The organism is Dyadobacter psychrophilus, assembly GCF_900167945.1.
Classification (GTDB): Bacteria; Bacteroidota; Bacteroidia; order Cytophagales; family Spirosomataceae; genus Dyadobacter; species Dyadobacter psychrophilus.
The window spans coordinates 82,809-105,455 of record NZ_FUZA01000001.1 but is presented as its reverse complement, the minus strand read 5'-3'; the positions used below and the strand labels follow the sequence as shown (position 1 = coordinate 105,455).

Sequence of the window (22,647 nt, the reverse complement as noted above, 5' to 3'; positions counted from 1 at the left end):
TTATTTTCTTTAAGCTTGTAACGGAATGTTGCTAATCAGCTCCTTCAATGATTGTCATCTGGTGGGTCAAGTCCGACGATCAGCCCAGGATCACCATTGGTGCTTTAAGTCCGTCTTTAACAGACTCTTTGTGATAGACCAATAGTGGAACCTGGGTATCCACCGTCAACTTTTTTGTCATCGAGGAGTTAAGGAGCTTTTCAAGAAAGCCTCTACGGCGGTTAGAAACGATCAGCAGGTCCGCCTTTATTTGACCGCAGTAATTCTCGAGCCGGTCCATCACATGGTCACTATTTAGAATAGTAATCTCGCCGCGACCAATGCCAAGCTCATGCTCTATTTCATCAATATACTGCCCATCCGGTTGGATGTCGAGCTGCTCATCCGAATTCACTTTTACCAGTCGAAGCTTACTTTTTAACTGTTTAGTCAAAGCGATGACATCAACGAGTATTTCCTTCTCATCAAATTCCAGTTGAGTAGCATAAACAAACTGATCGAACTGAATCACCTCATTGCTTGGTGGTATAATGAGAACTGGGCAATGCGCATGCAGTGCTATACCGGTCGCAGCGCTGCCTATCAATCTGTCGAGAAACGCTGCGTGACCAGTTCTTCCGACAACGATCAGATCGGCGGAGGTTTCTTTTGCTTGTTTGAGTACAGCCGTTTCTACGCCGCCGGTTTCCCATATGGCATCCGCCAGGTAGCCTTCCCGTTGAGCCTGGGACACTCGCTCGTTTAGTTTTGTGCGGTAATCGTCTTCCAACTGCTGATAGATGGGCGCAGTAACGATGGATTCGGGGATCATAAAGTCGCCTACATAAGGCTGGTAGGCATACATGATCAGTAACTTTGCACCGGTTTTAGCTGCGATTTGCTTGGCTGCCTCTAGTGCCTTATCAGCATTTTCGGAAAAGTCTAAGGGTACTAAGATCGTTTTCATAGGATGTATTGGTTTGAGAGGAATGCTTTGAATCAGTGTATTGCAAAGTTCGCGGGAGCAGGCTTGCAAGAGAATGACGAAGGTCATATCGTTTCAGAAGCGTAGTCAGTCAGCTATATCTTGTTGGCCAATAGCTTTGCTTACATAGGCATAACCTTATGAATATGAGCGGAAGCAACACAGTGAATTCTATCTTTGATATTGATCTGTCACCTAAGCCAGGTAAGACCTACTGGGCTGATGGTAACCGGGAGTGGCGTGAGGAGTTTATCTACTTTCTTTTAATAGACCGCTTTCATGATGATCTTGAAAGAGCGCCTGAGGACAAACCAAACAGACAAACGGGTTTTGGGAATGCAGATCAGCTTCAAAGAATTTGTGGCGGGACACTCAGCGGGATTACCCGTCACCTGGACTATATCCGGGACCTGGGCTGCACTGCATTATGGCTGAGCCCTGTTTTTCAGAATAACGCCTTTTCTTACCACGGTTACGCGGTGGAAAATTACCTGGAAGTAGACCAGAGATTTGGAACAAAAAAGGATCTTGAAGACCTTGTCGAAAAGGCACATAGTTATGATATCAAAGTCTTTTTGGATATCGTCTTGCATCATTCCGGGGACAACTGGACTTATCCGGGCGATGAAAAATATTACTATTATCAGGGAGCAGTATTTCCATTTGAGTCTTGGCGCTCCCAGGATCTCCCTGTCCCGATTGAGCTGAGAAATCCCGAGCTTTACTGGCGAAAAGGGCAAATCCGAAATTTTGATGCCTACCCCGAAACGCGAGAAGGCGATTTTGAGAATCTTAAGAGCTATAAAAATGATGCTTCTCCGGAGGCTTTGCTGGTTCAGCAGATCCTGACGAAGATACATTGTTACTGGATCAGGGAAACAGACGTCGACGGTTTCCGGATTGATGCCGTCAAGCATATGGGTGAGGAGACCGTCAGCCAATTTTGTTCACACGTACGTGAGTACGCTTACAAGTTAGGAAAGCGTAATTTCTTCTTTTTTGGAGAGTTTGTCGGTCCCGAAGAGATGTACAACCGGTATATCGGCCCGAAAACTTCTGTGGTGATAGAAGATAAGGCCATTTATTTTGGGCTTAATTCTGTGCTGGATTTTCCGCTCTACCATATTCTGGCTGATGTGATCCGTGGTGTCTCTAAACCGCAAAAGCTGGTCGAGCGTTATGAATCACTCCGCCAGGGAGCGATGGGCAGAGGTGAGTTTGGTGAGTTCCTGGTAACCTTTATCGATAACCACGATCAGCTGGGGCAGCTGATAAAGCGGCGTTTTGGTAAGGAAGCTTCTGAAAACCAAATTATTGCAGGCATCGGATTTTTGCTGTGCGCACTGGGTACGCCCTGCATTTACTATGGCACTGAGCAGGGCTTTGACGGCTCAGGTGAAAAGGATTTCAATGTTCGCGAAGCGATGTTCAGCTTAGAGGATCCCAAAGTAAATGCTTTAAATAAATCCTGCCGGATCTACCAGCAGATCGCTGCTCTGGCCAAACTCAGAAAGGGAAATGCGGCGCTCAGGTTCGGGCGTATGTATATGCGAAAACTTTCGGTTGACGGAAAGGATTTCATGCTTCCCACATTTGAAAAGTGCCTTCTGGCGTTTTCCAGGGTCCTTTATGATGAAGAAATTGTGGTTGCTTACAACAGCTCTCAAGATGAGAACGATGAAGAGTACGTCCGGGTAGATCCGCTACTGAACCCGCAAGGGAGCTCACTTAGGTTTATTTACGGACAGCAAGGCAGCGTGAATGTCCTTTTGAATGAAGAGGGTAATAAGCATTTTATCAAGCTGAAACTGGAACCCGGCCAATTTGTTGTCCTAACTAACAAAAGCTAACCGTTTACGATAGCTTATTATTTGGTTGACATGTAACTTATAAAATCTTCAAAATGGGAAATGCAAAATCTGGTTTGGTCATCATTGTCTCGGGACTACCAGGCTCAGGTAAGAGCTACTTTGCCCAGAAACTGGCCGTGACGCTTAAAGCGGTTTATTTGAGTAGCGATAGGATTAGAATTTCGCTTCAAGCCAAGGGGAAGTATACATTAGACGACAAAATGTATATATACCGGACTATGGCTAAGCTGACGGATAAGCATTTGAGCAGGGGGGAAACGGTCGTAGCAGACGCAACTTTTTATCACCACGCCATGCGAGACTTGTTCTCTGGCATTGCCTCAAAGCGTAATTCCAAGATTGCTTTTATATTGGTTATAGCCAGCGAGGAGCTGGTGCGCGAGCGGTTAGCTGAGCTAAGAGCGGACAGCGAAGCAGATTTGGGTGTATACGAGAGCATGAAAGAGCTTTTTGAACCTTATCTTGATGAGCACCTGGTACTTCGTTCTGGTACTGACAATATCTCAGAGATGCTCACACTGGCAACCAGTTACCTGAGGAGATATGAATGAGGGCGAGATTCACGTACTAGCCGAAAAAGGTATTTATAACGGGAAACCACTTTGCGCGCAATTGCAAGAAACGCACATATCCTGGATCCTGCTGACCGATACTCTGGCGTTCAAAATCAAAAAGCCGGTTAAGCTTTCCTTTCTGGATTTTTCCGAATTGTCTACAAGAAAAGCACTCTGCGAAAAGGAATTGGACCTGAATAAACGCTTCTCACCAATTTACCTGAAAGTACTTCCAGTTACTAGTCATGAGAATGGATTTGAGATCGGTGGCTTACACGGCAAACCAGTTGACTATGCGTTGATGATGAAGCGGTTACCAACTGAAAAGAGAATGGATCACTTGCTTTCCAAAGAGAAAATAGGCAGCAATGAAATGATAGCATTAGCTGAGAAAATTGCCCAAATGCATCGTGACGCTCCGGTTGTCTATCAACCGTTTGATCTGTTGGCACAGATGGCCACATTCAACGACATCGCTGGCATACGGCCATTTATTTTAGAGCATTCCAGCGCGTGCTACCAGGAAATCATTGATCATGCTATTGCATTTAGTGACGCATTCATTACTCAATATGCGGGCAGGATCAGAGAGCGGGGAAGGCTTGGATTTATAAGGGACATTCATGGCGATTTGCATAGTGGCAATATCTTCATTGATGATAAACCGATCCTCTTCGACTGCATTGAGTACAATGATGCTTTCAGGCAGATCGATGTGCTGAGCGATATCGCTTTTTTGTGCATAGACCTGGAATATTTTGGCCATGATGCGCTCTGTGAAATTTTCCTTTCTGTTTATTGCGACCGCTTTCCAGCCTTTCAAACTGCTGTTGATAACCGCATCTTCCTTTATTATAAATGCCTGCGCGCAAACATCCGGGCGAAAGTAAATGCATTGAGCGCTATGGAGTCAGAAGGTACCGCAGATTCTCAGGGACACCTGGACGCGGCAGAAAACTATCTTCGCCTTATCAGCAGTTACATCAATCAACTAGAAGCCTAGCCTGATTATTCTCATAAGGAAGGCTGGCTCGGATCATGTTTTTGGAGAGTTACAGGGGATAATTTTATCGATATATTTTGATTTCAAATCGTTAAAAGGAAGTTTCGACTAAAATCCATCACAAGACCTTAACCAGCTGCCCTATGAGCACATTTCAAACCAGTTTCATCAAAGTCCTTACCGGACTTTTTGTCAGCGCCAAGCAAGAACCCGAAAAAGTTTTCCCAGCCAAAGCTGACGGCTTTGAAGTGTTCCTTTCCCGGATTAAAGCAAATAGCCATAGCATTAGATCATAACAAATGGGAACGACAAATATCTACGCTCAGGTCGCGTCCACCCTACGAGACAAGGCGGCCTTTTCCGCTTCGTTTAAAGTCATGATTGCAATTGCTGCACTACTTTGCTTGATTTTTTTGATGGGCCGCTTAAACCTTTACCTTAAATTCACCGACGAGGTAGCACAGCTATTTAGTGACTCAAAAGACATATCATCCCAGAAGTTTACAGCCAAGCAGCTCGACGGGCTTCCGGATCCTGTCCAGAAGTATTTTCGGCACGTGCTTAATGAAGGGCAGCCGTATATTAGCAATGTCCACCTGGTCCATAATGGTTTGTTCAAAACCGATTTAAAGAAGGATTGGATCAAAATTTCAGGCGAGGAATATTTTACCGCTGATAAGCCAGGGTTTGTCTGGAAAGGAAAAACGACAGCCTTTACTGCGAGGGATATGTTCATTAACGGCAATGGGAGGCTGGTAGTCTCCTTGTTTTCACTGTTTACCATTCAAAACCAAACTGGTGAGAAGTTTGATAAAGGGGAGCTAATGCGTTGGCTTGGGGAAAGCGTTTGCTTTCCAACCAATTTACTGCCAAGTCAACATTTGAGATGGTTGCCTATCGATGACAACTCTGCTAAACTTGAATTCGATTATGGGGATTTGGCCGTTTCTTTCACTGTTATCTTTGACGCGCAGCATCAGATCGCAGAATTACGCACATTACGTCATATGGGCGATGGCCCAAGACAACCATGGGTTACTAAGGTAAGCCATTACAAAAGTTGGAATGGTGTTTTGATTCCTACAGTCCTTGAAGCCGGATGGGAAATTGAAAAAAAATACCTGCCTTACGCCCGCTTCGCCATACAGGAGCTCACCTATAACGAGGGATTCTGACTTAGCGCCCTAACTCATATTCTCCGCTGATCAACATCATAAATGGGCGCCTATACCTTGATGACCTTTGCATTTGGATCTTGCCTATCAATATTTAAATGTTTTAAAAGTCATGTTCGTAAAGAATATCCGCAGCCTGCCGATAAGCACTGTTTTTGACCTGCTTGACAGCAATCTACATGGTTTAAATGAAGACATTGTCAGGGACCGACAAAAGCAAAACCTGAAGGAGAATATCGGAGATTCAGAACTCAAAAAAGGCCTGAAAATATTCATCAGACAATTCACCAGCCCACTGGTCCTCTTACTTGTGATCGCCGTATTACTCTCAGCCATTCTTGGAGAGATTTCGGACACACTGATCATTTTTTCTATTCTTGTAGTCACTGGCCTGCTAAGCTTTTGGCAGGAGCTACACGCCGGTAAAGCAGTAGAAAAACTACGGGAGATGATTGAAATCAAAAGTCTTGTGGTTCGTGATGGTAAGGAGGAATTGGTCAATACAACCAAAATTGTTCCGGGGGATATCCTGCGTCTCAAAGCCGGTGATATTATTGCTGCCGACTGCCGGATTATTGAAAGCAATGAGCTGCATGTGAATGAAAGCAGCCTTACCGGCGAAAGTTATCCAGCAGAGAAAATGGCGGGTATAACCGATGAATCGGCCCCACTTGCAAAAACATTCAACTGTCTCTGGGAGGGCACCAATGTTGTCAGCGGAACAGCAACGGTTGTGGCAGTGTACACGGGAAATGACACCCTTTTTGGTAAAATAGCCGCCAGCCTTTCAGATACGCATGAAACAGCATTCGAGAAGGGCATCAAACAATTTGGTTACTTCTTGCTGCAGATTACCGCCGCCTTAACGCTGATCATTTTTGCGATAAATATTTATTTCCACAAACCCCTTTTGGATTCGCTACTATTTTCCCTGGCGCTGGCTGTCGGGATGGCGCCTGAGCTGCTGCCCGCCATTATGACTGTCGCCATGTCATCTGGGGCGACAAGGATGATGAAAAAGAAGGTGATCGTTAAAAAGCTTTCTTCCATTTTCAACTTGGGGGAGGTAAATGTTTTGTGCTCCGACAAAACAGGGACCATTACAGAAGGCACTGTCGTAGCGAAAGATTTTGTTGACGTATATGGAAAGCCGGATGATCAGGTCCGGCTCATTGCATTTTTGAATGCATCCATGCAGAAAGGCTTCGCTAATCCGGTAGATCAGGCGATCTGCGCCCTGGATCTTGATACTTGCGGTTTTGTCAAGCTTGGAGAAATACCATACGATTTTATTAGAAAAAGGCTGAGCGTTCTTGTCGGCTTTGAAGATAAAATAACCATTATCAGCAAAGGGGCTTTGGCCAACATTTTGGAAGTTTGCGAATTTGTGAAGTCGGAAACAGGAGAATTACAGCCGCTGGACAAACAGATGCGAAGTCATATTAATGCTCGGTTTGAAGCTTTTTCAAAAGAAGGCTTCCGGGTATTAGGTATTGCGTCAAAATTATTTTCTTCTGGCAAGATGATCCGCGAAGATGAGAAGGAAATGACATTCATGGGTTATCTGCTATTGGAAGATCCATTGAAAGAGTCGAGCATGGCCTCTATCGGAAGGCTCAGGGATATGCAGGTCCAGTTCAAGATCATCACAGGAGACAACCGTTATGCAGCGGCACATATCGCGCAGAAACTGGGTGTCAGCCAGCCTCAGATCCTTACTGGTGACGAGTTGAACAAAATGTCACCTGAAGCATTGCTGAACAGGGCACTCAAAACGGATGTGTTTTCAGAGATTGAGCCCCATCAGAAGGTCCGAATTGTGAAGGCCCTTCAAACGGCAAAACGAGTCGTCGCCTACATGGGTGACGGTATTAACGATGTCGCTGCCATCAATGCTGCCGACGCAGGTATCTCGACTAGTAACGCGGTGGACGCAGCTAAACAGGCAGCTGATTTTGTCCTGCTGGAAAAGGACCTTTCTGTACTGGCCGATGGGATCCAGGAGGGAAGAAAGTCATTTGCGAATTCTATGAAATACATTTTTATTACCACAGGTGCCACATTCGGTAATATGTTCAGTGTGGCTGCCGCATCGCTATTTCTTCCTTTTCTTCCAATGCTGCCCAAACAAATACTACTTACAAACTTTATCACCGATTTGCCCGCTCTGGCCATCGCGTCCGATAATGTGGATCAGCAGCAACTTGCTTCGCCCGGCCGTTGGAACATGAAACTGATTAGGAATTTTATGATCGTCTTCGGGCTTCATAGTTCTGTGTTTGATTTTTTGACGTTCTACGTGCTCTATTTTTACTTTCATTTGACCGGGGCTGCTTTTCGTACAGGCTGGTTTCTTGAATCGGTGATTACCGAGCTGTTGATCTTGCTGGTAATCCGTACCAAAGTATCGTTTTTTAGAAGCAAGCCCGGTAAGTTGCTGCTGCTCATCACTGTTTTTGCACTGATATTAGCAATTTACCTGCCCTGGTCGCCTTTTGCACTTTCTTTGGGCTTAACAGGTGTTCCCTTCGCGCAGGTGTTAGTGTTACTAGGCATCCTGACTGCGTATATGATTACCGCCGACTGGTTAAAGGTGTGGTTCTTTCAATTCAATAAAGCCTGAGTATTACCTAACCGTAAGTCGACTGCTGTAAAACTGACTAATGTCAGTTAGGAGAGTAGGCTGGGTCATCGGAAATAGCTCCATATCAGGATAATTTGGCAGAAAAAATAGCTCACCTTACTATTCCTGCACATGAAAACGATATTAGTACCTTGCGATTTTTCAAAAGCTGCCCGCCAGGCAGTGGAGTTTGCCAAAGAAATTGCCCTGGTTAGCCCTGGGGAGATAAAAGTGCTCCATGTCGTTGAACCTGAATACTTGTATGGTAACGGCATGGCCGGTCAACCGTATGTCTTCAACGACCCTGTATTGCCGATCAGTGTATTCATTCAGGATGCTGAGCATGAATTTGAAAATATGAAAACGGCATTAGGTGATGCGACGGTGAAGATCACTCTTGTTGTCGAACGCGGTCCTTTGATTGAAACAGTCCTCAATGTGGCTGAGCGCGAAAATGCTGACCTGATCGTTATGTCAAGTACTGGCGCGAAGGGCTTACGGGAATTTTTTATCGGATCAAATTCCGAAAGAATCGTGCGGCGCGCGCCAATTCCCGTATTTGTGACCCACCAAACGCAGCATGTAAACGATATACGGGATATTATCGTGCCTACATCAATGGACTTGACTGAAAATGAGTTTTTGACAGAGGTCAAAAAACTGCAAGCATTCTTTGGTGCAATTCTGCACGTGCTTTACATCAATAATTATCCAATGAGCTTGGTCCATGATCAGCAGGCCACAGCCAGCTTGCAGAGCTATGCCAACTTCTACAACCTTGAACGGTATACACTGAATGTGCGCCGGGGTGCAAATTTGGAAAAAGGAATTTTAGATTTTGCTTCTAAGATGCCGGGTTCGATTATCGCCATGTCCACACATGGATACAAGGGATTTGAGCATTTGCTAAAAGGAAGCGTTGCCGAAGGTGTGGTTAATCATACCACCGGAACTGTTTTTACTTACGCTAACCCGCAGAATTGATGCTTTACGAGCCCATAGAAAGGTCATCTAACATGAAAACATGGATAAGTGACGCCTTGCTTATGAAGCATATCGTCAGCACCCTGCACCAGAACTCTCGTCTTCATGATGAAGATATACGGGTATCTGTCAAAGAGGGATGGGTATCTCTGGAAGGAAAAGTAGATCAAGAGTCCGACAGACAACTTGTCCAGGAAAGTGTCGAGAGTGTCCTGGGCGTTTATGGCATTACGAACAATCTAACCTTTTCCCGACTTCACTCCAATTAATACTCTCTGGGGAAATGCAAAAAATACTTGTGCCTTGCGATTTTTCCGTTTCAGCGCGACGTGGGCTTGAATTTGCTGTCGAATTAGCTCAGGCAACATCCGGAGTCGTTATTGTGCTGTCGGCAATTAGTCAACAGCAAGTAGACGAAAATCCGATCGTTTCGGAGCGTTATAAAGCCGAGTTTGAAAACTTCGTGGTAAAGATCAGCCAACCGATTAATATTATTCACACGATTCGAATTGGTAGGCTATTGCCAGCGGTCTTGGACCTGATTACTGAAGAGTCAGTGGATCTGATTGTGATGGGCACGCGCGGCTCCCGCGGGTGGGAGAGTACATTTATCGGTTCAAATGTTGAAAAGATTCTCCGACGCTCTCCTGTGCCAGTTTTTGCTGTCAATCAGCAGTCGCATTTGAAAAATCTCAGAAATATAGTTTTTCCCTGCGATCTGGTTCTGGGAAATAACTATGGAACGGGCCAGCTTAAAAAGCTGCAGGCTTTGCTGAATGCGCGGCTGCATTTGCTGCGGGTTGATACTACCCTCGGGATAAATAAATTGATCTTAATGCAAGAATTGAAGGACTATGCAGCGTTTCACGGTCTGACAAACTTTACCATTAACATCGTCAAAGACACCGACGAAAAAGATGGTATCCTTCACTTTGCCAAAGAGATCAATGCGGATATGATCGCTATGACCACTCATGGGTCAATGGATGCTGCACATATGTACCGGTTTAGCGTTTCGGCTGACGTGGCCAATCACGCACACTTACTAACCTGGACCTGCGTGCAGCAATCTCAGGCATCGAGCTTAATAAAGGCAAAATGACCGGGCATGTAGCCCGGTCATTTTGCCTTTATGTATGTGCTATAAAAAGTGGGCTATCCAATTTTTCCATAAGCACGTCTGCCATACTTTGACGAAACCACCGCGACACCAGGCTTCGCTGATAAGCCCCTAATACAACCAGCGGTGGCCGCTCACTTTCTTTTAAATACTTCACAATTTCTTGTTCCGCAGCTCCATGTAGCACATGATAACTGGCATTGTGAAAGTGTCTCCTGGAAAACTCCTTCATAAGGCGGTTGTCCGGCACGTGCAGGTTCTCATCCTGTGGTTTAACGGTTAGTATTTCCACTGGAAGCATTTTCATGAACGGTAACAAATAGCTAAACATCTTGATGGCAAACATGGAAGAAGGCTGCCCGTCGTATAAAAGTACAATCTTATCAACTAGCTCGAAATCTTCGGGTACTACCAGCACCGGGCACTGGATATCACCCAATAGATCACGCAGAAATCCGGTGGGTGGCACGTGCGGAAAAGGGGACAAGGTTTCATTTTTTCCAATGATCAAAAGATCGGCGTAAACCGTTTCGTGCAATAATTCTGGCAATGCAAAATTCCGGTCGTGGTGGATGTTAAATTCAATGTCGGCTTTATGGCAAAGCGCGGTAAATTTCTCAACCGATTCTGCCCTTGAAACAAGGTCTTGCTCATTAAGCTTGCGGAGTTGCTGCTCCCAGGGTTCGAGCCGGGGCGCCAGCTCATAAATGGAATAACTATGATAGCTGAAATCTTCAAGAAACACCCCGACCAGATGGGACTGAGTTTCACGGGCAATCTGAATGGCAAATTGTACAGTACTTTCTGCGTATTTAAGGCCGTCGATGGCCGCAATGATCTTTTTCATAAGTTTCTGGTTTAATGGTGAGCAAAAAAGAATGGCAAGTCCAGGTTTTCCAGCAGCGAATCGGCTGTGCTCGGCAATAGCAGCGTAGAAAATGAAGTTCGGCCATAAGAACCCATGATGACCAATGTTCTTTTTTTATTATACAAGTGTTTGTAGAGTTCAGAACCTGCTTTACCAGTCGTAATTTTGAAGGCGGCATAATTGAAGTGTGCGCTTAGCCAGTGCGAAAGCTTTTCTCTTTGTACTTCATTCTCATGCCCACTTTCATTTACATGTAGCATCGTTAGTTTTAATTCGTCCATTTCCGGAAAGAGATAGCTGAACTGTTTGACGGCAAATGCCGAGGAACGGCTTTCATCATAGGCCAGCAGGATTTCATCAATTTCGGTAAATGTAATGGGGGCCACTATCACAGGGCATTCGGCTTTGGCAATAATATCTTTTACAAAATCCGAGGGTGACTGTCCGGTTTTGTGTTCTAAACTGGTATCCCTGGCTATTACCAGCAGATCCGCGAACCTACTTTCCTGGATGAGTCCGTCTAGTGGGGAGGTTAGATCCTGGTTTATGCTGTGGCGCACGCCCCTGTCTTCACAAATTTTCGTGAATGTCTCCTGGTATATGGCACGCATTTCTTCATGCTCAGCATAACCGGGCAGGTCACTGGCAAGGATCGTCTCCACGTAAGGTACGCCAAAAACTGTTTTCAAAGCGGGCGATTTATCTGCCAGGTGCTTTTCTACAAAAACGGCGGTAAGTCTGGATTGTGTCAGCTGCGCCAGGTAGCATCCAAACTGCATACACGGAATGCTGGGTTTTTCCGGATTGATTGCTAAAAGAATATTTTTCATTATTGCTTCGATTTGGATGAGCCTTTTGATTAAATCGTGAAACTAATTCGGTTGCCATAAATGACCGACCCATCGTCAAGGATCGCGTAAGCCCGGTAGTAAAAAAATGTTTTTCCGTTGATAAAATCCTTTGTATAATCAAACTGGTTGATTCCCAACATGAACGGAGTGTCAAATATGATTTTGATATCATCAACGGTTGGGTCCAGCTTGTGATTGCCGGCACCCCGGAAGTAGGCAGTGTAAACAATTCCGTATTCGATCACAGGCTTTTTACCTTGATGATCAACCTGAATTTTAAAAATCGTGGTTGTATTAACGTGCTCGAATGGCAGCGTTTTAAGCAATAGATTGCCATTAGGGATGACGTGGTCATCGCATGAAAATGTCAACAGTATCAACGATAGGATAGCAATCGGTAGAGCTTTCATGTTTTATTGGTTAGAAGTCACTTAAAGCTTATCTAGAGAAGACTCTTGAATACTGTGTTGCCGTTTCATCGACCCGGTCAGTCGCAGATCCTTATACCAGTCGAAGGCTTTTTCAATAACATGAGGCGTTTGGCCACCTCGTTTGCAGGCTTCCATAAAATATTCTTCTAGCATGTCTCGGTATGCAGGGTGGACACAGTTTTGCAAGATGGCCTTCGCTTTTTGGCGTGGCGCAAGGCCTCGTAGGTCAGCTAAACCCTGTTCTGTAACCAAAATATCGACATCGTGCTCAGAATGGTCTACGTGCGATACCATCGGCACAATTCGGGATATGGTGTTTCCCTTACAAGTCGACTCGGTCACAAAAATGCTCAGATAGCTGTTCTGAGCGAAATCAGCCGAACCTCCAATCCCATTCATGATATGTGTGCCCGCGATATGGGAAGAATTAACGTTGCCATACAGATCACACTCCAGTGCAGTATTGATGGCTATGACGCCCAGCCTGCTGATCACCTCAGCGGCGTTTGTAACATCCTGGGGGCGAAGCAGGATTTTGTCTTTATATTTCTCCCAATTGTTAAAAATGTGCTGATAGCATGATTCAGAAACAGTGATAGAAGACCCCGATGCGAAATCAACTTTACCGGCGTCGAAAAGATCGAAGGTGCTGTCCTGCAACACTTCTGAATAGATGGTTAAATGCTCGAAATCACTGGCGGCAAAACCCTGCAAAACTGCATTGGCAACTTTCCCAATACCTGCTTGCAGCGGCAAAAGCGCTTTCGTCAAACGCCCCGCACGCACTTCATTACCAAGAAATTCCAGAATACAGGAGGCTATTTTTTCGGTTGTTTTATCAGGCGCAAGAATATCGGCAGGGCTGTCTTTTTTATCCGTGAACACGATACCTGCTATCTTTTCCGGGTTGCAGGGAATGCTGCTGCGACCAACGCGTTGCCCAGCGCTGGTGATAGGTATCACTGCCTTGTCGGGGTATTTTCCAGTCAGAAAAATATCGTGGATGCCTTCTATATCAGCTGGAACGGATAGGTTAATTTCGACAATGATCTGCTTGGCCAGCGCTGCGAAAATCGCAGAATTACCCACGGAGGTGGTCGGTACAATACTTCCGTCCTCCTTGATGGATGATGCTTCAATGACTGCTATGTCGATATCGCCAAAGACCCCCGTTTTAAGGTGCATCGCCGTTTCCCCCAGGTTTTCATCGATGTACATCAGCTGCCCTTCATTGATCAGCGTCCTCATAACAGCGTCAGCCTGAAAGGGCAATCGTAGTGATATAGCTCCCAGGGTGGCTAGACGGGCGTCGGTTTGCTGACCGAGCGAGGCGCCTGTAATCAATGTGATTTTTAGGGGATCAAATTCGGCCCTTTGTGATAAAGCCAAAAGTACGGCCTTGCTGTCGCCTGACTTTGTAAAGCCGCTGGAAGCAACAACCATTCCATCTTGGATCAAGGAAGCGGCATCGTTTTCATTTGTGATCTTTGAGATCAAGCCCGTATTGGCGATCCGTGATAAGTCCTGTTTCATGATTTTATTTTAATGCGTGAGCAGCGATCCGTGACAGCTTGGACGGTTTTTTCTTTTTAGCCTCCACACCATCATTCTTCTGCAATACAAATAAGGCTACTGCCATCAAAAGGGTTGCGGGGAAAGCAGCATATAAACCCAGTGGGGCGATGCTGATCCCGAAAATAATGCCAGCCCAGCACCCGGTAATGAGAGGCTGGCCTCTGAATAGCATTGACAATGCAATCAAAAGTTGTGCGAGTGCAATGAGCAGGATCATCGGCGTAATGATAGCTTCAAAGGCGCCCAGAATAAATTGTTTGTAAAGAGGAACAGCGGTATCGGCATAATCCTGATAAGCCCAAGGGGAGTCAATGGCCATGTAGGTATTCGCTGCCGCAGCCCCAATAAAAATCATAAAAAAAGCGGCCCTGGTAAATCCAGGATGCTTTTTAGCAGTCCAGATTAGGGTTATGGCAACCAGATTGCTGGCAGCATATGCACCCCAGAATGCGAGCGGTGATATTCCGTATGTTTCCATTGTTTATCGGGTGAAAGTGATGGGTTTATTGGCAAGTGCTTTATAGATATCCTGGTAATAGACTAATCCGGCATCTGCTTCCACCAGCATGTAGGTGATAACAACCGGGACGGTGTGAGGTAGAGGATATGATTTTGAAGGCAAGTTGTTGTAACGGGCTTCTATAAACGCATCGGAGAGCCATTCTTTTCCCATTAACAAGTTGGCAAGTTTAACGGGCTCGGCGACCCGGATGCAACCATGACTAAGAAAGCGGTATTTTTTGCTGAATAACTCCCGATGGTTGGTATCATGCAGGTACACGTCATAAGGGCTGTCCAGATCAAATTTGATCACTCCTAATGCGTTGTCACATCCTGTAGATTGTCTTAAACGGAATGGGAAATTTTTCGCTGACAAACTTTTCCAATCGATCATTTCCGGACTAATCAGTTTACCTTGTGGCGAAATCACCTGCATTTTCATATCATCCAGAAATCCGGTGGGATCCTTCTTTATTTTCGGTAGAAATTCCTTCACCGCTATCGATCGGGGCACATTCCAATAAGGATAGGTTATAACCCTGGTCAGGTTTGCGGCAAAAATAGGTGTGGGTGTGCGCGGGCTTCCCACGATAACTTTGCACTTTAAAATCACGCGCCCAGCTGGATCAAGAACCCTGAGTGTAGCCGACGGAAGGTTGACCAATACAATCATTTGGCCGGCCAACCGGTTGATAATCCGGTATTCGTTCAAAGCATGCGCGATTGTTTGCCATTGGAGCAAGGAATCACTTCCAGCTAATGAGATCGAATCAACGGTTTTGCGAAGTTCCCTGTAAGGTTCTGCCAAAGGTTCAATAGCAAGAACCTGCAATTTCCATTGCGAAGTATCCTTTAAAATGCGCCCAACCGCCTGGCCTATCTTGGCAGAATCTATCGTTTTCAGCAGCTGATTAGGAAAGCGTTTATCGGTCGATCCGTATGCGATCGTATATAGTGTCCTGCTTAATTCCGCACTATCGGATAGTCTGCCAACCGTGTCCATTCCAGCTGTAAGCCTGGCATATTTCCAACTCAAATGCGATTGCGCAATCAGGTTTTGATTGATCCAACTGGCTAGCAATAATGTCGATATCAGTGCAAGGAAGCGCATAGTTAACTATTGATTTCTGTGTCAAAGTAACGGTATGCAAGGCTCGAACAGGCTGACGATGAATAGGTGACGATATGATTTATGTCAGCTTTCACTGGTTGTGAAAAATGAATATCTCGGCTAAGCAGGTTGTAAAGACACTTTGAAACAAGATCCCTGACCTATTTCACTGTCGACCTGGATATGTCCCCCCAAGGCTTCAATCTGAAATTTTGTAATAAATAACCCGATCCCCTTGGCATCCGCATTTCCATGAAAAGTCTTATACATTCCAAATAGATCCTTGCCGTGTTTTTGCAGGTCAATTCCAATCCCGTTATCCTTAATGCGAAATTGTAGGTGGGTGTCGGTGCAAAACGTGTCAATATTGATTTTCGGGGCCCTGACGGGATGTCGGTACTTCAAAGCATTACTAAGAAGATTTAAAATAATGCTTTCCAGATAGGCCGGATGTGCCAGGACGTGCAGCCCCGGGTCAACATTGGTTAATACCGAGGCATTCAATGATTTAATTTGCAGGCTTAAAGAATTGATCGTCGTTGAAAGGTGTGCGAGCAAATTGCAGGGCTGATATTTATTTTTATCATGATTTTGAATTTTGACCATCTCCGATAAATGTTCGACCATGGATGAAAACCCCTCGGACAGGTCTTTCAGCATTTGGATCACTGCCGTTTCTTCTGCGTCATCTTCGGCTAGCTCGTACAACGTCATCAGCGAGCGCAGATTACCTGCATATGACCGCAGGACATGTGCGACGACATTCGCGAAATTTGCCAGACGTTTGTTTTGTTGATTGATCACATTATTGGACTTTGCCAGCTCTTGTTGCAGTAATTTAACATCATTGATGTCAGCTACGTGCACAAAGAACCCAAGTACTTTTCCATCTACTAGGTCCGGGTAATAGTTGGCAAGTGTGTATCTTGTCTTGCCATTCGGAAGCATAATCTCCCGCTCGAAAGTTTGGGCATTGCCACCGAGAACACCCTGGATGTATGGTAGATTTTTCTCATAAAGTGGGCCTAGTAGCTGGGGAAGCGTAATTTTGTCGATCATGTCTTCACTTTTCTTGCCAAACCATTCCAGGTAAGATGCGTTTGCATATCTGCAAACTAAATTCTTATCCCAGTAGGCGATCATAGCGGATATGCGATCCACCACAGACTGGACTGACAATGCTTTTTTCATAAGGAGTAATATTGATTCATGCTGCCGGATCTCTTCTAAAAGATGCAGCACCAAGTCGTGAAAGGACATGTAATTTCTTATTGAAAATGCTAACCCCTGATGATTGCTATCTGCTTTTGGTATGATATGAATCAGGGTTATGGTAACACTAAGATCCTAGATTCTTAAAAAGCGAGTTAAACCTGACGAATATCATAATGGATTGCCGCGCACGTCAATTAATCCAGCTACGAGTCTGAATACCTTCGCCAATCTTTTTACTTAATATGAAGGCATCATGCAGTTACTAAACAAAGTTGCAATCGTTACCGGAGCTGGTTCCGGAATTGGCAGAAGTGTAGCATTAGCCTATGCCGCTGAGGGTGCCAAGGTGGTCGTTTCAGATGTTCAGCAGAAGGAAGGGCTGGAAACCGTGGATATGATAAAGCAGGCAGGAGGAGAATCTTTCTTTTTCAAGGCAGATGTCTCTTCCCCAAGTGACAATGCGGCACTTGTCGATGCGGCAGTTGCGACTTACGGCGCATTACATATCGCTTGCAACAATGCCGGAATCGGTGGTGCTTCAGCACCAGTGGGAGAATACCCGATCGAGGCCTGGAACAAGGTGATCGGTATCAATCTCTCCGGTGTCTTTTATGGAATGCATTACCAGATTCCTGCGATGCTCAATACCGGTGGGGGCGCGATTGTAAATATGGCCTCGATTCTGGGAAACGTAGGATTCGCAAACAGTCCGGCTTATGTTGCTGCCAAGCACGGGGTTGTTGGATTAACAAAGAATATAGCATTGGAATATGGCGCAAAAGGTATCCGGGCCAATGCAGTAGGGCCTGCCTTTATTAAAACGCCGCTGCTCAAGGACATGGATGCTGGTACGCTCGACTGGCTGGTGACCAAGCACCCTATTGGCAGGCTGGGAGAACCTGAGGAAGTTGCTGAATTAGTGTTATGGTTAAGCAGCTCAAAATCGTCATTTGTTACAGGTTCATATTATCCAGTCGACGGAGGGTACCTGGCAGGTTGATCACAGCCTGTTCAGTGGGCTGTAGGCCTTAAACGTTAGAAAGATGCCGGTAAAGATAAGTATAATCTCGGTTATCAAGGCCGGCAGGCCATTTTCAAAACTGTTCATACAATATTGCGGGAAAAGCATGCGGATTATCCCTAGCAGCATTCCAAGCCACCCTATACCTGTTAGGCAAAGACGCCAATCTCGGACCCAAGTATTATGCGTGCTGACAATTGAAAGACCAGCAACAAAAAATAGGACACCCGAAAAGTAAACAAGAGGCAGAATCTGAGAGTCATATAGGGTCGGATTCCAAAATTTCATTTCTGATGATACCATTACAATCAGGGTAGGCCCGACGATACGCGCAATCGACTTTGACTTTTGCATTTTTGATTGTATTAGATGAATTTAGGTTGTGCGAAAAGTGCCACGAAACTTCGGCAAGATGCTTGTCAAAATATACCTTAATAATCTCTTTTTTATTTGAAGCGATCTGTATTACGAATGAACAAAGAAATGAATAATTGAAACGACCCAAGCTGATGAAGATCCTGTTTTTTTCTGCTAAACCTTATGATAAGCAGTTTTTTGACCTGTATAATGAAGATTATGGATTCGAAATAGAGTATCTTGAAACCCATCTCGGCCCACACATTGTAAACACAGTTCAGGACCAGCAGGCGGTTTGTGTCTTCGTCAATGATAAAGTCAATGCGGAAGTAATTTCGATTTTGGCCAAGAAAGGGGTGAAGATCATTGCGCTACGGTGTGCTGGCTTTAACAATGTGGATCTTGATGCCGCGCGTGCTCATGGCATCCGGGTGTGCCGTGTGCCTGAATACTCGCCTCAGGCTGTCGCCGAACATACGGTGGCGATGCTTTTGACCTTGAACAGAAAAACACATAAAGCCTATAACAGGGTACGCGAGCAGGACTTTTCATTGAATGGGTTAATGGGTTTTAACTTGTATGGAAAAACGGTTGGCGTAATTGGGACCGGTAAAATTGGAGGCGCTTTCTGCCGGATTATGCTGGGTTTTGGCTGCAAAGTTAAGGCTTACGATTTGTACCCAAATAAAGAGCTTGAAAGTTCGGGCGTCGTGTACACAGCATTGGAGGACGTGCTGGTAAGTAGTGATATCATCTCCCTGCACTGCCCCCTTAATGAGGATACCCATTATATAATTAATGAAAAGACGATAGCCACCATGAGAACCGGCGTCGCATTGATCAACACCAGCCGCGGCGGGCTGATTAATACTGCTGACATAATTGAAGCGCTGAAAAGCAAGCGGGTAGCTTATCTGGGGATTGACGTTTACGAACAGGAAGAAAAGCTGTTTTTCAGGGATCTTTCAGGCAGCATAATCGATGATGATGTGATCCAGCGCCTGATTAGTTTTCCCAATGTTTTGATCACCGCGCATCAGGCATTTTTTACTCAGGAAGCACTCTCGGAAATAGCTCAGATTACTTTGAAGAGCATCAATGACCTTGCTTGCGGGCAGAAGCCAGAGAATAATTCTATTGTTTTGGTGTAAACAGGCTGTCAATCATTAAACATTATATTTCATGAATATCTACATTTTGCTAGCTCACCCCGACAAAAATAGTTTCAATGGACGGCTGGCGGATGCTTATGAGCAAAAAATGCTACTGGCCGGGCATCAGGTCCGCAGACAGAATATAGGTGAAATGCAGTTTGACCCGGTTCTGTGGAAAGGGTATTCCGTTATTCAGCAGCTCGAACCGGATTTGCAGCAGACGCAGGAGAATATCTTGTGGTGCCAAAAATGGGTGATCATATACCCCGTCTGGTGGGGCTCGGTCCCGGCAATTTTCAAAGGTCTTTTAGACAGGGCATTACTGCCAGGATTTGGTTTTAAATACCATGAAAAAGATCCATTCTGGGACAAATTCCTGGGCAAAAGGTCAGCTCACGTTATTACTACCTCGGACGCACCGGCGATCTGGTTATGGTGGCAATACTCCAACAGTGATATCAAAGCCATCAAGAAAGCAACACTGGAATTTTGCGGGATCAAACCTGTAAAGGTTACCCGCATTGGCAGGGTCAAATATCTGGACGAAGAAAAACGCAGTAAGATTATCAAGGATATAGCCGCAGACTAGCCCTTTTAAAACATATGACCAAAACCTTTCAAGAAGTCAGTCCGCAGCAATTGGCCCAGACCCTTCAAACGGACATTGAAAAGGGTCTTTCCAGTGCCGAAGCCGAATCCAGGAATCAGCGTTTGGGACGCAATGAGCTGAGCCGCGAGAAGCCTGAGAGCCTCTGGGCGATACTGCTCCGGCAAATCAACAGCTTGATTGTGTGGATACTGGCAACAGCATCGGTAGTCTCATTTTTAATGGGGGACACCGTCGAAGGCTTTGCCGTCCTGGCTGTTATTGTCATCAATGCGGCAACCGGATTCATACTCGAATACAACGCGCGCGAATCCATGGAAGCGCTTCGCAAGCTGGATACGACGCCGGCCCGGGTTCAAAGGGACGGGCTAATCATGGAGATACATTCTGAAAACGTCACCGAAGGGGATATACTCGTGCTGGAAGCCGGGGATCTGGTGCCAGCGGACGCCAACATCGTGCAGTCCAACCAACTTGAAGTGGATGAATCTGCTTTAACGGGCGAATCGCTCCCATCGGCAAAACGTGTTGAACCCTCGGCTGCTGATGCGCCACTGGGTGACCAGCACAACCGGTTGTTTAAAGGTACAGCTGTAACTAGCGGGAATGCCAAAGCCATCGTTACCGGCATTGGTCAGGCGACGGAATTGGGCAAAATCGCGACCATGGTGCACCAGGCAAAACGCACTGCGACACCGCTTGAAGCTAAACTCGATTCGCTGGCCAAAGTACTGATCTGGATCACTATTGGTTTGGCGATGCTGTTTTTGGTAGTAGGCTTGCTGCGGGGAGAGCAGACCAAGCAGCTAATAGAAACTGCGGTTGCGCTGGCCATTGCCGCGATACCGGAAGGAATGTCGGTTGTGGCAACCGTCGCACTTGCATACGGGATGCTCAGACTTGCTGAAAAGAAGGTGATCGTAAAAAGACTTTCGGCGGTGGAAACGCTCGGCGGCACTAATGTGATTTTTACAGATAAAACCGGCACACTGACCCAGAACAAGATCGAAGTACAGCAACTGCATTTTCCGGCAGGTGATTTGTTGGTTACCCTGCGCCCAGGAAAAAATGGAAGAGAAGAGATGGAACTGGCTGGCGAGGATTTAAACCTTTCCAGCTCAAAGGAATTTGAACTGCTGGCGCGGGTAGGGGCATTGGCTAACAATGCGCAGCTGAATTCGGGGGAGCCCGATAGTAAGCAGATCGGCGATCCGGTGGAAATTGCGCTGCTACGTTTCGCTGAGGGCGCGGGCATTGATCTGCACGCTTTTAGTTCGAAATACATCAGAAAGGCAGAGCAGGCGTTCAGTTCGGACACGCGCATTATGGGGACACTGCACGAGTCGGAAGGTACATACTATGTTTCTGTGAAAGGAGCCGTCGAGGAAGTATGTGAGCTTTGCCATTGGGAAAGCGATAGTAAAAGACAAGAGGACCTTGCAATTTCGGAACTTATGGCAGCCCAGGGACTTCGTACACTTGCCTTTGCTTACCGCGAATCAGGGCAAATACCTGCTGAGGATTTTACAAGAGAAGAAAAGCTCGCTTACCTGGGGCTAATCGGCTTTCTGGACCCGCCGCTTACAGAAGTTACACCAGCCCTGCAGGCTTGCAGTAATGCCGGTATCAAAGTGATTATGGTAACAGGGGATCATCCTGCTACTTCATTGAACATTGCCAGACAGGTCGAGCTGGTCGGGCCCGATGAGCAACTTGTTCTGACCGGGAAAGACCTTCAAGCATTTGATTTTTCATCCGAAACAGATCGGGATAAAATCCTGAGATGCCAGGTTTTTGCGCGGGTCAATCCGGCTCAGAAACTGGACATGATTGATTTTTACCAAAAACGTGGAGACATTGTCGGCATGACTGGTGACGGTGTAAACGATGCGCCAGCATTGAAGAAATCAGATATTGGCATTGCGATGGGACTGCGTGGTACGGCCGTAGCCGCAGAAGCGGCCGATATGATCTTGAAAGACGATTCTTTCAGCTCCATCGTGAAAGCGATCGGGCAGGGGAGAGTGATATTTGAGAACATACGAAAATTCATCGTTTTCCTGCTTTCCTGTAACATGAGCGAGATTTTCGTGGTAACCTTTGCAGGCTTTCTGGGCGTCGGTAACCCATTGCTGCCACTGCAAATCCTATTTATCAACATCATTACCGACGTATTTCCTGCGCTTGCGCTCGGTGTTGGAAAAGAAAATAACAAGCTCATGCATTCGCCACCAAGAGATCCCAAGAAGCCCGTCCTTGAAATGAAAGACTGGCGCAGGATTGTTTATTATGCACTGGTGATAACTGTCTGTGTCCTTGGTGTTTTCTGGTATGGAACCAGTCAGCTGGGACTGAACCAGATGGAAGGCAATACGGTGACTTTTTATACATTGTCATTGGCCCAGTTACTGCACGTGTTTAATCTTTATTCTAGTAAAGGCAGTTTTTTTTACAATGAAATTACCCGCAACAAGTTCATCTGGCAGGCGCAAGGTTTGTGCATTCTGATCCTGCTGAGTACCTATTTTATTCCATTGCTGAAACAAGTACTTTCCCTGCATACGCTCGACATACAATCTTTTATACTAGTACTGATAGGGGCCATACTACCGCTCCTACTCTCCCAGTCAGCACGTATGATCTCATCTTACTTGTAAGTTCA

At 45.8% G+C, this 22,647-nt stretch carries 21 protein-coding genes; 13 read left to right on the top strand and 8 right to left on the bottom strand.

Annotated features, from left to right (window positions below):
• Positions 1–79: 79 nt before the first annotated feature.
• Positions 80–946: a universal stress protein gene (locus B5X68_RS00485; RefSeq protein ID WP_170916545.1), complete on the bottom strand. Its 867-nt coding sequence runs from the start codon at positions 944–946 to the stop codon at positions 80–82.
• A 164-nt stretch (positions 947–1,110) separates the two neighbouring features.
• Between B5X68_RS00485 and B5X68_RS00480 the strand changes: the two genes are divergently transcribed.
• The 9 genes from B5X68_RS00480 (at position 1,111) to B5X68_RS00445 (ending at position 10,276) form a co-directional block, all read left to right on the top strand.
• Positions 1,111–2,814, top strand: a complete 1,704-nt coding sequence (locus B5X68_RS00480; RefSeq protein ID WP_082212723.1) for an alpha-amylase family glycosyl hydrolase — start codon at positions 1,111–1,113, stop codon at positions 2,812–2,814.
• Between the two features lie 74 nt (positions 2,815–2,888).
• Entirely contained in the window at positions 2,889–3,386 is a 498-nt protein-coding gene (locus B5X68_RS00475; RefSeq protein WP_082213918.1) for a P-loop nucleotide/nucleoside kinase family protein, read from the top strand.
• Positions 3,379–4,392, top strand: coding sequence for a hypothetical protein (locus B5X68_RS00470; RefSeq protein WP_082212722.1), 1,014 nt, complete (start codon positions 3,379–3,381; stop codon positions 4,390–4,392). The genes B5X68_RS00475 and B5X68_RS00470 overlap by 8 nt, the downstream gene beginning before the upstream one ends.
• 143 nt (positions 4,393–4,535) lie before the next feature.
• On the top strand, positions 4,536–4,688 hold the full coding sequence (locus B5X68_RS28775; RefSeq protein ID WP_170916544.1) for a hypothetical protein: 153 nt from the start codon (positions 4,536–4,538) through the stop codon (positions 4,686–4,688).
• 3 nt (positions 4,689–4,691) lie between these two features.
• Positions 4,692–5,567: a DUF6544 family protein gene (locus B5X68_RS00465; RefSeq protein WP_082212721.1), complete on the top strand. Its 876-nt coding sequence runs from the start codon at positions 4,692–4,694 to the stop codon at positions 5,565–5,567.
• Between the two features lie 112 nt (positions 5,568–5,679).
• On the top strand, positions 5,680–8,190 hold the full coding sequence (gene mgtA / locus B5X68_RS00460) for a magnesium-translocating P-type ATPase (protein WP_082213917.1): 2,511 nt from the start codon (positions 5,680–5,682) through the stop codon (positions 8,188–8,190).
• A gap of 132 nt (positions 8,191–8,322) precedes the next feature.
• Positions 8,323–9,174 carry a universal stress protein gene (locus B5X68_RS00455; RefSeq protein ID WP_082212720.1) on the top strand — a complete coding sequence of 284 codons (852 nt, stop codon included), beginning with the start codon at positions 8,323–8,325 and terminating at the stop codon, positions 9,172–9,174.
• The gene (locus B5X68_RS29410; RefSeq protein WP_082212719.1) at positions 9,174–9,443 is read left to right on the top strand and encodes a BON domain-containing protein; all 270 of its coding nucleotides are present in this window, start codon (positions 9,174–9,176) and stop codon (positions 9,441–9,443) included. The genes B5X68_RS00455 and B5X68_RS29410 overlap by 1 nt, the downstream gene beginning before the upstream one ends.
• Before the next feature lie 14 nt (positions 9,444–9,457).
• The gene (locus B5X68_RS00445) at positions 9,458–10,276 is read left to right on the top strand and encodes a universal stress protein (RefSeq protein WP_170916542.1); all 819 of its coding nucleotides are present in this window, start codon (positions 9,458–9,460) and stop codon (positions 10,274–10,276) included.
• A 28-nt stretch (positions 10,277–10,304) separates the two neighbouring features.
• Here the strand turns inward: B5X68_RS00445 and B5X68_RS00440 are convergent, their stop codons facing one another.
• From B5X68_RS00440 to B5X68_RS00410, 7 genes are all read right to left on the bottom strand, one after another.
• Entirely contained in the window at positions 10,305–11,141 is an 837-nt protein-coding gene (locus B5X68_RS00440; protein WP_082212717.1) for a universal stress protein, read from the bottom strand.
• A gap of 11 nt (positions 11,142–11,152) precedes the next feature.
• Positions 11,153–11,992, bottom strand: a complete 840-nt coding sequence (locus B5X68_RS00435; RefSeq protein ID WP_082212716.1) for a putative universal stress family protein — start codon at positions 11,990–11,992, stop codon at positions 11,153–11,155.
• A gap of 29 nt (positions 11,993–12,021) precedes the next feature.
• Positions 12,022–12,423: a hypothetical protein gene (locus B5X68_RS00430; protein ID WP_082212715.1), complete on the bottom strand. Its 402-nt coding sequence runs from the start codon at positions 12,421–12,423 to the stop codon at positions 12,022–12,024.
• Positions 12,424–12,444: 21 nt separating this feature from the next.
• Positions 12,445–13,977: a succinyl-CoA:acetate CoA-transferase ScpC gene (gene scpC, locus B5X68_RS00425; RefSeq protein WP_082212714.1), complete on the bottom strand. Its 1,533-nt coding sequence runs from the start codon at positions 13,975–13,977 to the stop codon at positions 12,445–12,447.
• 4 nt (positions 13,978–13,981) lie between these two features.
• A complete protein-coding gene (locus B5X68_RS00420) occupies positions 13,982–14,497 on the bottom strand; it encodes a hypothetical protein (RefSeq protein WP_082212713.1) in 516 nt (171 codons plus the stop codon).
• A gap of 3 nt (positions 14,498–14,500) precedes the next feature.
• Positions 14,501–15,631, bottom strand: coding sequence for a L,D-transpeptidase family protein (locus tag B5X68_RS00415; protein ID WP_082212712.1), 1,131 nt, complete (start codon positions 15,629–15,631; stop codon positions 14,501–14,503).
• A gap of 120 nt (positions 15,632–15,751) precedes the next feature.
• Positions 15,752–16,891 carry a sensor histidine kinase gene (locus B5X68_RS00410; protein ID WP_082212711.1) on the bottom strand — a complete coding sequence of 380 codons (1,140 nt, stop codon included), beginning with the start codon at positions 16,889–16,891 and terminating at the stop codon, positions 15,752–15,754.
• Positions 16,892–17,099: 208 nt separating this feature from the next.
• On the opposite strand from B5X68_RS00410, the gene B5X68_RS00405 reads away from it, so the two are divergent.
• The 4 genes from B5X68_RS00405 to B5X68_RS00385 all read left to right on the top strand — a co-directional run bounded on the left by B5X68_RS00405 (position 17,100) and on the right by B5X68_RS00385 (position 22,642).
• A complete protein-coding gene (locus B5X68_RS00405) occupies positions 17,100–17,846 on the top strand; it encodes an SDR family NAD(P)-dependent oxidoreductase (RefSeq protein ID WP_082212710.1) in 747 nt (248 codons plus the stop codon).
• A 530-nt stretch (positions 17,847–18,376) separates the two neighbouring features.
• Complete coding sequence (locus B5X68_RS00395; protein ID WP_082212708.1) at positions 18,377–19,375, top strand: 2-hydroxyacid dehydrogenase; 999 nt, start codon at positions 18,377–18,379, stop codon at positions 19,373–19,375.
• Between the two features lie 31 nt (positions 19,376–19,406).
• Positions 19,407–19,967 carry an NAD(P)H-dependent oxidoreductase gene (locus tag B5X68_RS00390; RefSeq protein WP_082212707.1) on the top strand — a complete coding sequence of 187 codons (561 nt, stop codon included), beginning with the start codon at positions 19,407–19,409 and terminating at the stop codon, positions 19,965–19,967.
• Positions 19,968–19,981: 14 nt separating this feature from the next.
• Entirely contained in the window at positions 19,982–22,642 is a 2,661-nt protein-coding gene (locus tag B5X68_RS00385; protein WP_082212706.1) for a cation-translocating P-type ATPase, read from the top strand.
• Positions 22,643–22,647: the final 5 nt, after the last annotated feature.